The sequence below is a fragment of the Collinsella aerofaciens genome (assembly GCF_039758965.1).
GTDB classification, from domain to species: Bacteria; Actinomycetota; Coriobacteriia; order Coriobacteriales; family Coriobacteriaceae; genus Collinsella; species Collinsella aerofaciens_BR.
The window spans coordinates 1-14420 of sequence record NZ_JBDMSL010000012.1 but is presented as its reverse complement, the minus strand read 5'-3'; the positions used below and the strand labels follow the sequence as shown (position 1 = coordinate 14420).

The window sequence follows — 14420 nt, the reverse complement described above, 5'->3', positions numbered from 1 at the left end:
GATTTACTCCTCGTCGTCCTCATCGTCCGAGAACAGGTCCAGACGGCTCACAAACAAGCCCTCCTTGCCCTCGCGCGCGGTAATGACCACGCGGGCAATGGCGAGCGAAATCTCGTAGAGCGAGAGCAGGGCACCATACATGAGGCCCAGCGTAACGGGCGAGCCGTCGGGCGTAATCACAGCCGAGCCCACAAGCAGGCCCACGTACACGTAGCGCCAGGCGCCGCGGAAGGCCGCGTAGGACACGATGTGGAAGACGGACAGGTAGAAGATGATGAGCGGCAGCTCAAACGCCACGCCAAAGCCGATCATAAAGAGCAGCTCCATGTTGACGTAGTTCTCCAGGTCGGGCAGCGCCGTGGCGACGGCCGAGGTCTCGCCGATAAGCCACTCAAAGCCCGCCGGGATGATGATGAAATAGCAGAAGATGGCACCCAGGAAGAACAGCACCGTCGAGGCGAGCACCGTGGGCACGACCCATTTGCGCTCGTTGGGACGCAGTGCCGGCAGGAAAAATGCCAGAATCTGCCAGATGATCATGGGCGTGCACATGACCACGGCCATCTTGATGGCCAGCGAGAAGCGCAGGCCAAAGCCGCCGAGCGTGGTGGTGATGTAGAACTTACCGTCCGGCACAAAGGAGCGGATGGGGTCTTCCAGGATGTCGAGCACCACGGGCGTGGCGAAATACAGCACGATGGCGGCGGCAAACACCGACACGACCACGATGGTCAGGCGGCGACGGAGCTCGCCCAGGTGATCGAAGAGCGGCATGCGCGCAGGTCCGATAGGCATTACTCATCGCCTCCCTTCGGGGCATCGGCGGTGGCAGCCTCGGCAACGGCCTCGTCCTCGGCCTCGAGCTCGCGAGCGAGCTGGTCGACGACGGCCTTGCGCTTGCGGGGACGACGGGCGTAGAGGTCAGCCGTCGTGGGCTCTGCCGGCTCGGGCTCGGACTCCGGCTCTGCAGCAGGCTCGGGCTCGACGACAGGCTCGGCGGCAGCGGCAGGCTCGGCACCCTCGGCCTCGGACTCCTCAGCAGTACCCTCGCCCTCGGCGGCAGCCTCGCTCGCGGCCTTCTCGGCAGCAAGACGGGCGCGACGCTCGGCAAAGGTCTCCTTCTTGGCGGGCGCTGCCGTCTCGGCGGCATCCTCGTCCGCATCGGAATCGTCGTCGGTCGCAGCAGCCTTCTTGGGCTTGACCGGGGCCGACGCGGCCTCGCTCACCGGATCGATTATCTCGGACTGAACAACGGCCGTCATCTTTTCCTGCGTCTCGCGGAACTGACGAATGGCACGGCCGATTGTGCGGCCCATCTGTGGGAGCTTATCCGGGCCAAACAGCAAAAAGCCGAAGACCACGATGATCGCGAGCTCACCCTCTCCAATACCAAACACACATACCTCCAAGGCTCGATGTGAGTCGAGCCCGCACCGCGCCATTCGGCCGGAACTCGTCTATTCATTCGGTCAAGTATAGCGCCCGGACACCAAAACGTCCGAGCGCATCACAAACATATGCCAAATGGCACGCCCTTTTGGGGGCAAAGGTTATGCAGCGGTGATCGAAATCTCCTGGTCGACACCCAACAGCTGAACCACGCGCATCACCGGGGGCTGCACATTGGTGCAGCTAAAGAGTTTGCCGTGGTCGACCGCGTGGTGTGCGGCGCCCACGAGCACGCCAATGCCCGTCGAATCGATGTAGCTCACCTGGGCAAAATCGAGCTCAACGGCCTCAGTGGGCTGCTCGAGCGCCAGGTCGATGGCATTGCGCAGGCTATCGGCGTTAGAGATATCGATCTCGCCGGTTACCTTAATGGTGTAGAGCTCTGGCGTGGGGTTGGTGGAAATACCCAAATCCATGTATACGCTCCTTTACGTATCGAAAGTGCGGATAGTACGGGAAGCCGCGCGTTAGGCGCGCTCGACACGCGCAAGCTCGGCAGCGACAAGCTTGACGGCCAGCACCAGCACATCGAGCGCGGCCTCCAGGTCCTCGACCGTGGGATAGCTCGGCGCGATGCGGATGTTGGTGTCGCGCGGGTCCTTGCCATAAGGCCAGGTGGCACCAGCCGGCGTGAGCTTGACGCCCAGGTCGGCGCAGAGCGCGGCGACCTTCTGGGCTGAACCCTCGGGACCATCGAAGCTTACAAAGTAGCCGCCGCGGGGGTGCGTCCAGGTGGCGCAGCCCGTGTCGCCCAAGCCCTCGGTGAGCTTGCGCTCGACAGCCTCAAAGCGCGGGCGCAAGAACTCGGCATGCTTTTTCATGTGCTCCTTGACCGCCTCGATGGTGGGAAGGAAGCGCACGTGACGCAGCTGGTTGAGCTTGTCGGCACTGATGAGGCCGGCCTTCAGGCGCTTGGAGAACTCCGCGATAACCGCGGGGCTCGCACCGATAAAGCCGATACCGGCACCCGGGAAGGTGATCTTGGACGTCGAGGCGAATGCCACCACGCGGTCCTCGGTGCCCGCCGCGCGGGCAAGATCAAAGATGTTGGCGAGCTCGTCGGTCTCGTCGTACAGGTCGTGCACGCAGTAGGCGTTGTCCCAGAAGATGCGGAAATCGGGCGCGGCCGTGTGCATCTCGACCAGGCGGCGCACGGTGTCCTCGCTAAAGGTGATACCCGTGGGGTTGGAATACTTGGGCACGCACCAGATGCCCTTGATGGAATCGTCGGCGGCAACGAGGCGCTCGATCTCGTCCATATCGGGGCCGTTGTCGGTCATCGCGACGGGAACGTTCTCGATACCCAAGTCGGCGGTAATGCCAAAGTGGCGGTCGTAGCCGGGAACAGGGCACAGGAACTTGACCTTCTTGCCGTCGTGGGCAGCCTCGTAGGCATCCCAGGGCTCGCTGCCGCACGAGCCGCAGCGCCAGAACATACCGGCGATGTCGTGCTCGATCAGCAGGCTCGACGAACCCAGCACGAGCGTCTGCTCGGCGGGGCAGCCCAGGAACTCCCCCGCCAGCTTGCGTGCCGAGGGAATGCCCTCAAAGCAGCCGTAGTTGGAACAGTCGACGTTGCCGTCGTGCAAATCGGCGTCGGCGTTGAGGATATCGAGCATGGGGCGCGAGATGTCCACCTGGGCGGGCGATGGCTTGCCGCGGGCCATATCGAGCGCCAGGCCCTTGGCCTTGACCTCGGCGACCTCGGCCTTGAGCGCCTCGATGGCGGCATCGAGTTCGGTGGTTTCCATCTTCTGGTAGATCGTCTGCATGGGTGCGACCTTTCACGAAGCGGTACGTTGCAATTCTTCTAAGTATAGACCGCCACCGTCGCAAGGGTATGAAGCCGTGATAGATTAAGTCCATCGCAATAAATTACGAAACGCCGCGCATGCCGGCGTGGAGCGCTCAAGGAGGCACTATGGAGTACGGATCGTTCCAGGCCGAGGAATTCGGCGACCTGCAGCGCCTGGTCGACGGGCTGTTTTACGACCGCCACGCCATCGACCGCCTGGATCTGATCGTACAGGCCGAAATCTTGGACCTGGCGCCCGATCTCATGGAAATCGTCAACCTGCTACCGCCCGGCTATTACGACCGCCAGTCACTTTGCGACCAGCTCAACTCCGCCTTGGCCGCCCACGGCTGGGGCGCCGTCTACGGCACCGTGGAATAAACCTAGTCATTGGGGCCTGTGGCCAAAAAATAGCAAATATGAGTACTGTTACTTTTTTAGTGACAGCGATTTTGAATTAAAAAGGCCTGTCTTGGCCTTTTGTGTCCGGTTTTGGAAGGATGCGTCGTCATTTTTCGTCCAGCCACGCAATCGTTAATGCACAGACAGAATAGATTTGTACATTATTTTTCGCGCCTAAAATGAAACGCCGTTTGTGACAGTACTCACAAACGGCGTTTTTTGGCCACTGGGGTGTCCGGCAGGTGGCAAGTACCACTCAAAACCGCATTTCACACGCGCTCGAGCAGGCTCTGGCGTCTGTTTCTACGCGCCTACTCGTCCTTGGGCGCGGGGTGCTTGCAGATCACACTCATGTAGATCATGCCAAGTACGGCCGCGGTGACAGAGCCGGCGAGAATAGCGGCCTTGGCGGCCAGAACCTCAAACTCAGCCGTCGGGAAGGCAAGGCCGCTGATGAGAATCGACATGGTAAAGCCGATGCCGCCCAGAATACCCACACCGGCAATCATGTGCCAGTTGACATTGCGCGGCAGCTCGCAGGCCTTGAGCTTGACCAAGGCGAACGTCATGCCAAAGATACCGATCGGCTTGCCCAGCAGCATGCCAAAGTACACGCCGAGCGTCACCGGGTCGGTGAGTAGCGTGCTCATGTCCACGCCCACTAGGCGAACCTGTGCGTTCACGAACGCAAAGATCGGCAGAATCACAAAGTTAACCGGCGTGGAGATCAGACGCTCCATGCGGATGAGCGGCGGGGTCACGCGGTGCATGACGCGCTCGACCTTGGTGGTCGAGACGGTAAAGTCATGCTGGCCCAGGATGTGTGCCTCGTCGTCGTAGCGGTCATCGAGCAGCGGCAGGCACTCGCCCAACCAATCGGTGAGGCTATCGAGCTTGACGCCGCACTTGGCCGGGATGGTGAAGGCCAGGATGACGCCGGCAAGCGTAGCGTGCACGCCGCTCTTGAACATGCAGAACCACAGCAGCAGGCCCAGCACCGAGTACGGGGCAAGGCGGTAATGCTGCGTCTTGTTGAGCCACACGAGTGCGCAGGTCACAAGCGCGGCGGCGCCCAACCAAAACGGATTGGGGCTCTGACCGTAGAAGATGGCGATGGCGGCGATGGAGATGAGGTCGTCGGCGATGGCGAGCGTCGAGAAGAACACACGCACGCCGTTGGGCACGCGATTGCCCAAAAGCGACAGCACGCCCAGCGCAAAGGCAATATCGGTTGCCATGGGAATGGCCCAGCCGTTGTGCGCGCCGGCATGGTTAAAGATCAGGTAGATGCAGGCGGGAACGACGACGCCGCCCACGGCCGCCAGCATGGGAAGCATGGCCTGGCGCGGGTTTTTGAGCTCGCCGACCGTCATCTCATACTTGAGCTCAATGCCCACCAACAAAAAGAAGATCGCCATGAGGAAGTCGTTGACGAAAAGCTCAACGGTGAGACCGGCCGTAAGGTTGCCCAGACCCACATACAGCGGGGTCTCCAAAAAGTGATGGATGGCCTCGTAGGCATCGGTGTTGGCGCAAATGACGGCGGCGATGGCGGCGAAGACCATGACGGCGGCGGAAATCGTGCCGTTCTCGGTGATGCGCTCCCAAATGTCGTGGCGCTCAAAACGCTTGCGCTCACGAACGTTAAACAGCTGCTCGGGTGCTGCCATGGGCGGCTCCTTTCACGGGAAAGCTCCCGTCTTAAAAAAGCACGGCCCGCCCAAGTGGCGGTGCCGCGCTCTAACGTATTACGCTTGCATCTAGCCTACCCTGCACGACAGGCACGCAGGCGTGGCCGAAAAGCGGAACCACAGGTTGAACATTATTTGCTCAACGGCACGGGCGCTCCTATCCAAGAGACGACGCGGCGCCGTGCACAAAAAACGACCGGAGCGCGGGGCTTCCGCGATCCGGTCGTGGCGTTTGGTCAACTAAACCTAGCAGGCGGCCATGATGGGGGCAGCGACCTGCTTCTTACGGGAGAGGACGCCCGGCATCCAGACGCCGTCGTGCTCGTCGGCAATGCCCAGGCCCTTCTGAGCAGCCTCGGTCTCGCCCTCGAGCAGGACCTGCGAGCCCTCCTCCATGATGTCAGTGATGCACAGGACGATGCCGTCGGCACCCTTCTCGGCGGCGTAGGCGCGCATGGCCTCGCGAATCTCGTCGATCATGCCGAGTGCGCGAGTCTTGTCGACAGTCTCGTACTGGCCGATGAGCAGCTTCTTGCCGGCAGGCTCGAACATCTTGATGTCGTTGCCGACCATCTCGGCTGCGGTGAAGGAGCCGGACGGACGGGTGAGGAAGACTTCCATGCCAAACTTGACCGGGTCGACGCCCACCTGCTCGCCGAGCTTGGCGGCGACGGCGCGGTCGACATCGGTGGTGGTGGGGCTCTTGAGCATGAGCGTGTCGGTCATCATGGCCGAGAGCAGCAGCTTGGCCTGGACGTCGGAAAGCTCAACGCCGAGCACGCCGGCGAGCTTGGTGACGATGGTGCAGCTGGAGCCCCAGGGCAGGCAGATGTAGTGCAGCGGGCCGGCGGTCTCGAAGTCGCCGATGCGGTGATGATCGACAACGCCAAAGACCGTGGCGTCCTTAAGGCCGGCGACGGACTGGGCAGACTCGTTGTGGTCAGTGAGGACGACGAGCTGACCGGCCTCGACGGACTCGATCACGCGGGGCTCGGCGATGCCGGCGTCGGCGAGCAGCTTGGCGGACTCTGCCGGAAGCTGACCAAGGGCGCAGGCCTCGTAGGTGTTGCCGGCATACTCAACCTGGTTGAGCAGCTGGGACAGGACGACGGCGCTCATGATGGCGTCGTTATCGGGGTTCTGGTGACCAAAGACAAGAACGTTTGCCATGGATATCCTCCACTTGATATGTGTACTTGGACGTAGCTATGGTAGCACGCCGATGCCGAGCCTTCGCAGACGGAAGGGCCACGGCATATTTTGGGGCAGGCACGGGGGCCAAGGCTGTCCCTTTTGCACTATGTTGGTGCAAAGTAACCTGTCCCCCTTGCACCAGCTATTTGCCGGCGGCGCGCAGGGCTACGTAGGCGGCGCCGATGATACCGGCGTCGTTTCCGAGCGAAGCGACCTTAATGGGCGTCTCGCGCGAGGCAGAGAGCGCGTATTGCTTAAAGTGCTCGCGAACCTTGTCGAGGTAGACATCGGCCGAGGCGGAGGCGCCGCCGCCGATGAGGAACATCTCGGGATCGACCACGTTGGCAATAAGCGCCAGTGCACGACCGAGATAGTCGGCCATAGTATCGGCCGCGGCCAGCGCAAGCTTGTCGCCTTCACGGCAGGCTTGGAACACGTCCTTGGAATCGGAGGGGCCGGTGAGCTCGATGGGATCGACGCCCGCTTTCTTGCACTCGGCAAGGTAGTTGCTCACCACGCCGGTGGCGCTGGAATACTGCTCCAGGTGGCCATGGCCGCCGCAGCCGCAGGTGCGCTCCTCAGCCGGGTTCAGGCACATGTGGCCGATCTCGCCGCCAGCACCCACAACGCCCGACACCACGTCGCCGTTGACGATAACGCCGCCGCCCACGCCGGTGCCGATGGTGACCATCACCACGTTCTGCACGCCCTTGGCAGAGCCGAGCCAGGCCTCGCCCATGGCAGCGGCGTTAGCATCGTTCTCGTACTTAACGACCGCGTCGGGACAGTGCTTCTGGATGGCGATCTTGAGCTTGGGCAGGTTAATGGCAATGTTGGCCTTGACCTTGGCATCGCCCGATGCCGGGATGGGGCACGGAACGGCCAGGCCAATACCTGCCACAAAGGCGCGCGGAATCTGCGCCTTGGCGACCACCTGGTCGATAGCCTCGGTCACCGCGGCAAAGCCCGCGGCGTCAACGATGGGAGGCGTGGGCACGCTGGCCTTGGCAAGCAGGTTGCCGTCTTCGTCGAACAGACCCTCCTTAACCGAAGTGCCGCCGACGTCGATGCCGATGTAGTACTGCTTAGGTTCCATGGGAGCCCACCTTTCTCGTTTAAACATTGCCTGTATGGTACCGCTCCCAAGGCAAAAACCTACCAAAAAGGGACAGGTTTGTTTTGGCAGGTTTTATCTGGGGAAACGCAGGGCATGGGATTCGGTTTGCTGGGTGGTAAAACGACTCGCCCCGGTCCGCGGACCAATCAATTTGTTCAACGCGACATTATTCGCATGTATATCCGTTTAGAGCGCTCTAGTTTTATATGCGGAGCGGCTTTTAGCATAATCCTTCTCGAACTTTTCAAAACGCAATAGGGATACCTAGGCGTTGACTATACTTTCTTTTATATTCAATCAAGCCGGAAAGGGGGTTCCATGATTCCCAAATACGAAACGATCGCTGCGGATATCCGTCGAAGCATCGAGGATGGCGCTCTTAAACCGGGCGACAAGCTTCCCACCGTCGTTGAATTCTGCGAGCTCTATAGCGTTTCCAAAATCACCGTCAAACGAGCTATCGAGCAAATCACCGAGGAAGGTCTTATTACCAGCCGGCGCGGATCGGGTACCTACGTTAAGGACACGGCGGGACTTCCCGGCCAGGCGTTTTTCCAGGGCAAAAACGACCGTGCCCAGGGCTTTTCGTATGAGCACCGCGGGGAAAAGGTGACCTCGGTGGTCTACGATTTCTCGATTGTTAATCCACCAGCGGACATCGCAGCCCAGCTGGGAATTGCCGAGGATGACTTTGCCTATCACGTCGTGCGCGTGCGTCAGGCCGATGGGAAGCCCATCGTTATCGAGTACACCTACATGCCCCTCGAGCTGATTCCGGGGCTGAAAAAGAAGGACCTGTACGGATCGGTCTACCATTTCATCCGCGAGCAATGCGGGCTGAAAATCTCGAGCTTCCACCGTACCATTCGCGCCGTGGCAGCAACCGAGGAAGAAGCTGAGCGCCTGGACACCAAACCTGGCTCTCCCCTGCTCGAGCTCACCCAGATTGGCTTTTTGGACAGCGGCGCCGCCTTTGAGTCTTCGGTCTCGCGCAACGTTGGCGACCGCTTTGAGTTGCACAACGTAACGTTGGCATAGGTTTTTGTAGTCATGCGGGCGCTCGCTTTGAGCTGTTTTGCACAGCGCCCGCGCAACACAATGGGGTATGAACATGTCCGATTTGATTAAACTGACGCCGATCTTCCACGAGAAGATCTGGGGCGGCCGCCAGCTCGAAACCGTATTTGGTTACGACATTCCCGAGGGTCCCATCGGTGAGTGCTGGGCCATCTCGGCCCACCCCAACGGCGACTGCCAGATTGCGGAGGGCCCGCATGCCGGCCACACGCTGTCGTGGCTGTGGGCCGAGCATCGCGAGCTCTTTGGCAACTGCGAGGGCAAGGAGTTCCCGCTGCTCATTAAGATTCTGGACGCCAAGGACGACCTTTCGATCCAGATTCATCCCAACGACGAGTACGCCGCCAAGCACGAGAACGGCAGCCTGGGCAAAACCGAGTGCTGGTATGTGCTGGACTGCGAGCCCGGCGCCACGATCATCGTCGGCCAGCGCGCCAAGGACCGCGCGGAGGCCGCACAGATGATCGAGGAAGGCCGTTGGGACGACATGCTCAACGTGCTGCCGATCCACAAGGGCGACTTTTTCCAGATTGATTCCGGTACCGTGCATGCCATCAAGACCGGCACGCTCATTTTGGAGACGCAGCAGTCGAGCGACGTGACGTATCGTCTGTACGACTACGACCGCCCCGGCACCGACGGCAAGCTGCGCCCCCTGCACATTGAGCAGAGCCTCGATTGCATCGATTTTGACGTTCAGGCACCGATCGACGGCACGGTGACCGCGCCCGAGGTGGACGGCGTGACCGAGCTCGAGTCTAACTCCTGCTACACCGTCGATCGCGTGCGCGTCGACGGCAGCAAGACCCTCGACCAGCGTTGGCCCTTCATGTGCCTATCGGTCATCGACGGCGAAGGCACCGTCTGCGGCGACCCCGTCCACAAGGGAAGCCACCTGCTGGCACCCAGCACCGTCAGTTCCATCGACCTCGAAGGCAAGATGGAACTGATCATCAGCCACCTCTAGGTCGCACCAACAACCCAAACGCAACAAGAGGCTCCCCCGTTCTTCAACGGGGGAGCCCCTACTCATATCTATTAATCTATCAGCCCACCCGGCTCTCCAGACCAAAAAGCGAACGAGCAAAGCGACGTTCGTCCAGCAACGTTACCCAAGGACCTGGGCGGGCGTATAGGGCAACATCGATCGCGAGTTCCGCACGCAAAGGAGGCCACTTAATGTGGCCTCCGTCTTGCGCAGGACTGCCCGAGCAGGCGATGTTGCCCTATACGCCCGCCCAGGTCCGCCAGGATCACGACAGCTTGACGATCGGAGCAAAGCCCTTCATAAGCTTTTTGGTCTGGCCGGTCTTTTCGAATTGAACCTCGATCATGTCTCCGGCGACCGAGATCACGGTACCCGTACCAAAGGTCTTGTGGCTCACGGTATCGCCCGCGGCAAAGTCCTGCGATGCGCTGGCGCGATCGACCTTGCGCTCCACCGTCGGCGACACCTTGGACGACGGCTTTTTGGCTCGCGGCGCGCCCGAACCAAAGGTCGAGGCAACACGGCCGGCATCGGGCGAGACCCCACGATGGCGTTCGGTCCCGTAGCTGCTGCCGCCAAAGAAATCGTCAAAGCTCGATCCGCCGCGCGAACCGGAACCGCCGGTCGAGCGCGTATGCGAGCCGAACACCTTGCCGCCATACATATCCGAGCCCATGCCCGAGCCAAAGGTGCCGTGACGGTCGCCGCGCTTCTCCCAGCCCGTGCCTTCAAAGCCGGCAGAACCGATACCGCTAAACTCGATATCCTCAAACGGAATCTCGTTGAGGAAGCGCGAGCGCGGGTTGGCAGAGGTCGAGCCGTAGGTGCGACGCGTGGCCGCATAGGTCAGGAACAGGCGCTTGCGAGCACGCGTGATGGCGACGTAGGCCAAGCGACGCTCCTCCTCGAGCTTGCCCGGATCGTCACTACCGCCAAAGTCGTGCACGTGCGGGAAGATACCCTCCTCCATGCCGGCCACGAACACCGCCGGGAACTCCAGGCCCTTGGCGGAGTGGATGGTCATCATGGTAATGGCATGCGTCTCGCCGGCCAGGGAATCCAAGTCGGAGCGCAGGGCCAGCCACTCCATGAGCGCCGGCAGCGCCTTACAGGTGAGCGGACCGTAGGTGCGCTCGATCTCGTCGGCATGCACGGCACCCGCCGGCATCTCCGTCGGCGCGGCATACGCGTTGCCCGCGATGGCGGCGGCCAGGGCATCCTGCGGAGACAGCGCCGGAGCGGCCAAGCTATCGAGCGGATTGGAGCCCGCGGCGTCACGCGCGCCAACGAGCGCCTCAAACGAGGATACCGGAGCAGATGGCCCCGGTTCGGGCGCAGGCGCGCTCACCACGACAGGCTCGGGCTCGGCGCTAGCAGGCACATCGGCAACACCGGCAGCGCGCAGCTCTTCCAAGCTCTCGAGCGTACCTTCGATATCCTCGTGCGTCTCCTCAAATTCGGCGGCGACGCCCAGGAATTCCTGGATGTTCTCGGCGCGGCTCTCGGACTCCATGGTGCCCTCGGCGCGGAAAGCCTGCAGCAGGCCCGTCTTATCGACAATCATTTCGACGACGTCCTTGAGCTCGCCGTCCATGCGACGGCCCTCGCGCACCAGCGACACAAAGCTCGACAGGCCGTTGCGCACCTTGGCGCTAAACATACCGGTCTCGGCGCACGCGATCTCGCAGGCCTGGAAGAACGAGCAGCGGTTGTCGCGCGCCAGCTGCTCGATCTTTTGGATCGAGGTGGAGCCGATACCACGGCGAGGTGTGTTGATGACGCGCTTGACGCTCATCTCGTCGGCCGGGTTCACGATCATCTTGAGGTAGGCCATGACGTCGCGGATCTCGGCACGGTCGAAGAATCGCGTGCCGCCCACAATCTTGTAGGGCACGCCCGCGCGCAGGAACATATCTTCGAGAATACGCGACTGGGCGTTGGTACGGTAGAACACGGCGATGTCGTCGTAGCTCGTGCCCTTGGAGTGCAGCTTCTCGATCTCACCGGCAATCCAGCGGCCCTCGTCGCGCTCATCGCTCGCCTGGAAGGCCTGGATCTTCTCGCCATCGCCCTCGGCCGTAAACAGGCGCTTGTCCTTGCGCTGCGAGTTGTGGCGCACCACGGCGTTGGCGGCGCTCAGGATGTGACCCGTGGAACGATAGTTCTGCTCCAGCTTGACGGTCTTGCAGTTTTTAAAGTCCTTCTCAAAGTCCAAGATGTTGGTGATGTCGGCGCCACGCCAGCTATAAATGGACTGGTCATCGTCGCCTACGACCATGAGGTTTTGGTACTTGGCGGCCAGCAGGTTGGCGATCTCGTACTGGACGTGGTTGGTGTCCTGATACTCGTCGACGCTAATGTAGCGGAAGCGCTCTTGGTACTTATCGAGCACCTCGGGACGGGTGCGCAGCAGCTCGAGCGCGCGCACGAGCAGGTCGTCGAAGTCCATCGCATTGGCGGCGCGCAGGCGGCGCTCCAGCTCCAGGTAAACCTGCGCGGCCTTTTTGTCGTTGGGGCTGTCGGCGGATTTGAGCATGTCCTCGGGGCCGATCATGGCGTTTTTGGCCGAACTGATCTTGCTGCGGATCATATTGATGGGGAATTGCTTTTGCTCGATACCGAGCGCCTGCATAATATCGCGCACCATGCGCTTGGAATCGTCGTCATCGTAGATGGTGAACTGACCGGTGTAGCCCAGCAGGTCAGCGTCCTCGCGCAGCATGCGCACGCACATAGCATGAAAGGTGCACACCCACATGCCGCGGGTACCGCTGGGAATGAGCGCCGCCAGACGCTCACGCATCTCGGCCGCGGCCTTGTTGGTAAACGTGATGGCAAGGATCTGCCAGGGCTTAACGCCCAGGTCGCCGAGCATATGTGCGATACGGAAGGTCAAGACGCGGGTCTTACCCGAGCCGGCGCCGGCAAGGACCAGCAACGGACCCTCGGTGGTCAGGACCGCCTCGCGCTGGGCGGGATTAAGGCTGTCGATGTCGACGAGCGGCTTGGCGAGTTTAGGTGCCGGCGCGGGAGCGTCGTAAATGTCGAGCGGGACGAGCTCGGGCTCCGGCGCAGCGGGGGCGGTGTATGCATCGAGCGGCACGGATTCCGGCGTGGGCGGCACGGGCACCGCGGCGTTCTTTTCCCAGGGCAAGGGCTGGGTCATGGGCGACTCCTCATCTGACGGACGGCGCGCCTGCGGGCAGCGCCATAGTTTGAGCCGTACCAGTATACCGAGCCGCGCGGACACCGACGCAAATCACACCACGACTCCGTGCGCCGCCGTCAGGCCCGCCCCAGCGGATTTGGCGCAATGGGGTCAGGTTAGTCTGCACCATGTTGCTGCAAAGCAACCTGTCCCCATTGCACCAATCAGGGAGCCACCGATGTCATGGCAACGGCAGCGAGCGGCGGCCAGAACGAACAAATTGGCATGAAAAGAGGGCGGCATAGACCTTTTGGTCATGCCACCCTCTTTGAATGACAAATTGTCGTTCTGGCCGCCGCGCAGCGTCAACCAAGCTACAGGCCGAGCATAGGCTCCAAGACGAAGAAGTACGCAAGCACCACGATGCCCAGAATGATGCGGTAGACGCCGAAGCACTTGAAGTCGTGACGGCGGACGAAGCCCATAAGCCACTTGATGGCAATGAGCGACACCACAAAGGCGACGACGCAGCCCACGCCCAAGATGGCAATCTCGTTGGTGCCGAAAGTACCGCCCTTAATAAAGTACTTGACCAGCTTGAGCGCACTTGCGCCAAACATAACGGGAATAGCCAGGAAGAACGTGAACTTAGACGCCACCGAGCGCGTGCAGCCCAGCAGCAGGCCGCCGATGATGGTAGAACCGGAGCGAGACGTACCAGGCACCAGCGAAAGCACCTGGAAGCAGCCGATACCCAGCGCAGTCTTCCAGCTGAGGTCCTCGAGCGTGGCGATGGAGCCAAAGTCCAGGTTCTCGTCATCGTCCTCATCCTCAGCAGTAGCCGCGGCGGGCGCCGCAAAGTGCGCACCGGCGGGACGTCCACCCGACACCACAGCACGCGAACCAAACGAACCGGCAACGGCCATTTCCTCGCGCTTGCTTGCGCGCCAGTTCTCGATCACGATAAACAGCACGCCGTACACAATGAGCGCCAGCGCCACGACGGGAGCATTGTAGAAATGCTCCTCCATCCAGTCGTTGAGCGGCAGGCCGATCGCCGCCGCAGGAATGCAACCGAGCACAATCTTGCCCCACAGCACCCAGGTGTCGCGACGGCCCTCCTTGCCCTTGCTGGGCGAGAACGGATTGAGTTCATGGAAGAACAGCACGCAGACGGCCAGAATGGCGCCAAGCTGAATCACGACTAGGAACATGTTCCAGAACGTCTCGCTCACGTTCATCTTGACGAACTCGTCCACCAAGATCATGTGACCCGTCGACGAAACGGGCAACCATTCGGTGATGCCCTCGACCAGGCCCATGAAGGCAGATTTTAGAAGCTCGATAATATCCAAAGGGACCCCCTCGTTAGACACCCGCCGGTAGATGTTCTGCGGACGATGCGGGCGATGTCCCATTATCAACCGTTGGCGGTGCGACCGCGCCTACCCTTACCAAAAAACTCGCCCGTTCACAGAATTGCCTTGATTATCAACTTCATCCGAACACCTCCCACATTCATCCGCACATGTGCGGATGAATGTGGGAACCCGATACCC

General features: G+C 61.3%; 12 protein-coding genes. 3 read left to right on the top strand and 9 right to left on the bottom strand.

The features are described 5' to 3' along the window. Nucleotides 1-3: 3 nt before the first annotated feature. The 4 genes from tatC to ABHU32_RS05120 form a co-directional block, all read right to left on the bottom strand. Nucleotides 4-795 carry a twin-arginine translocase subunit TatC gene (tatC, locus tag ABHU32_RS05135; protein WP_022093860.1) on the bottom strand — a complete coding sequence of 264 codons (792 nt, stop codon included), beginning with the start codon at nucleotides 793-795 and terminating at the stop codon, nucleotides 4-6. Next, nucleotides 795-1397, bottom strand: coding sequence for a twin-arginine translocase TatA/TatE family subunit (locus tag ABHU32_RS05130; RefSeq protein WP_346979258.1), 603 nt, complete (start codon nucleotides 1395-1397; stop codon nucleotides 795-797). The genes tatC and ABHU32_RS05130 overlap by 1 nt, the downstream gene beginning before the upstream one ends. 153 nt (nucleotides 1398-1550) lie before the next feature. Further along, entirely contained in the window at nucleotides 1551-1865 is a 315-nt protein-coding gene (locus ABHU32_RS05125; protein ID WP_226802900.1) for an STAS domain-containing protein, read from the bottom strand. A 51-nt stretch (nucleotides 1866-1916) separates the two neighbouring features. Further along, the gene (locus tag ABHU32_RS05120; protein WP_346979257.1) at nucleotides 1917-3221 is read right to left on the bottom strand and encodes an aspartate aminotransferase type Ic; all 1305 of its coding nucleotides are present in this window, start codon (nucleotides 3219-3221) and stop codon (nucleotides 1917-1919) included. Nucleotides 3222-3370: 149 nt separating this feature from the next. On the opposite strand from ABHU32_RS05120, the gene ABHU32_RS05115 reads away from it, so the two are divergent. After that, nucleotides 3371-3625, top strand: a complete 255-nt coding sequence (locus ABHU32_RS05115) for a hypothetical protein (protein WP_022093864.1) — start codon at nucleotides 3371-3373, stop codon at nucleotides 3623-3625. Nucleotides 3626-3957: 332 nt separating this feature from the next. On the opposite strand, the gene nhaA is transcribed toward ABHU32_RS05115, so the two are convergent. The 3 genes from nhaA to ABHU32_RS05100 all read right to left on the bottom strand — a co-directional run bounded on the left by nhaA (nucleotide 3958) and on the right by ABHU32_RS05100 (nucleotide 7627). Then, complete coding sequence (nhaA, locus tag ABHU32_RS05110) at nucleotides 3958-5316, bottom strand: Na+/H+ antiporter NhaA (protein WP_346979256.1); 1359 nt, start codon at nucleotides 5314-5316, stop codon at nucleotides 3958-3960. Nucleotides 5317-5583: 267 nt separating this feature from the next. After that, the gene (locus ABHU32_RS05105; RefSeq protein ID WP_118226883.1) at nucleotides 5584-6507 is read right to left on the bottom strand and encodes a manganese-dependent inorganic pyrophosphatase; all 924 of its coding nucleotides are present in this window, start codon (nucleotides 6505-6507) and stop codon (nucleotides 5584-5586) included. Between the two features lie 166 nt (nucleotides 6508-6673). After that, nucleotides 6674-7627 carry an ROK family protein gene (locus ABHU32_RS05100; protein ID WP_346979255.1) on the bottom strand — a complete coding sequence of 318 codons (954 nt, stop codon included), beginning with the start codon at nucleotides 7625-7627 and terminating at the stop codon, nucleotides 6674-6676. Between the two features lie 339 nt (nucleotides 7628-7966). Between ABHU32_RS05100 and ABHU32_RS05095 the strand changes: the two genes are divergently transcribed. Next, on the top strand, nucleotides 7967-8686 hold the full coding sequence (locus ABHU32_RS05095) for a GntR family transcriptional regulator (protein WP_346979254.1): 720 nt from the start codon (nucleotides 7967-7969) through the stop codon (nucleotides 8684-8686). A 73-nt stretch (nucleotides 8687-8759) separates the two neighbouring features. After that, the gene (locus ABHU32_RS05090) at nucleotides 8760-9692 is read left to right on the top strand and encodes a type I phosphomannose isomerase catalytic subunit (RefSeq protein ID WP_430393430.1); all 933 of its coding nucleotides are present in this window, start codon (nucleotides 8760-8762) and stop codon (nucleotides 9690-9692) included. A 286-nt stretch (nucleotides 9693-9978) separates the two neighbouring features. Here ABHU32_RS05090 and ABHU32_RS05085 read toward each other — a convergent pair whose 3' ends face one another. After that, nucleotides 9979-12879: an ATP-dependent helicase gene (locus tag ABHU32_RS05085; protein WP_346979252.1), complete on the bottom strand. Its 2901-nt coding sequence runs from the start codon at nucleotides 12877-12879 to the stop codon at nucleotides 9979-9981. A 356-nt stretch (nucleotides 12880-13235) separates the two neighbouring features. Then, complete coding sequence (locus ABHU32_RS05080; protein WP_117654900.1) at nucleotides 13236-14216, bottom strand: undecaprenyl-diphosphate phosphatase; 981 nt, start codon at nucleotides 14214-14216, stop codon at nucleotides 13236-13238. Between the last annotated feature and the right edge of the window lie 204 nt (nucleotides 14217-14420).

What these genes read in the sequence shown, in the direction of transcription:
- nhaA (WP_346979256.1), bottom strand. Translation starts at nt 5,316, where the DNA reads ATGGCAGCACCCGAGCAGCTGTTTAACGTTCGTGAGCGCAAGCGTTTT.
- ABHU32_RS05115 (WP_022093864.1), top strand. Translation starts at nt 3,371, where the DNA reads ATGGAGTACGGATCGTTCCAGGCCGAGGAATTCGGCGACCTGCAGCGC.
- ABHU32_RS05120 (WP_346979257.1), bottom strand. Translation starts at nt 3,221, where the DNA reads ATGCAGACGATCTACCAGAAGATGGAAACCACCGAACTCGATGCCGCC.
- ABHU32_RS05105 (WP_118226883.1), bottom strand. Translation starts at nt 6,507, where the DNA reads ATGGCAAACGTTCTTGTCTTTGGTCACCAGAACCCCGATAACGACGCC.
- ABHU32_RS05100 (WP_346979255.1), bottom strand. Translation starts at nt 7,627, where the DNA reads ATGGAACCTAAGCAGTACTACATCGGCATCGACGTCGGCGGCACTTCG.
- ABHU32_RS05125 (WP_226802900.1), bottom strand. Translation starts at nt 1,865, where the DNA reads ATGGATTTGGGTATTTCCACCAACCCCACGCCAGAGCTCTACACCATT.
- ABHU32_RS05095 (WP_346979254.1), top strand. Translation starts at nt 7,967, where the DNA reads ATGATTCCCAAATACGAAACGATCGCTGCGGATATCCGTCGAAGCATC.
- tatC (WP_022093860.1), bottom strand. Translation starts at nt 795, where the DNA reads ATGCCTATCGGACCTGCGCGCATGCCGCTCTTCGATCACCTGGGCGAG.
- ABHU32_RS05090 (WP_430393430.1), top strand. Translation starts at nt 8,760, where the DNA reads ATGTCCGATTTGATTAAACTGACGCCGATCTTCCACGAGAAGATCTGG.
- ABHU32_RS05085 (WP_346979252.1), bottom strand. Translation starts at nt 12,879, where the DNA reads ATGACCCAGCCCTTGCCCTGGGAAAAGAACGCCGCGGTGCCCGTGCCG.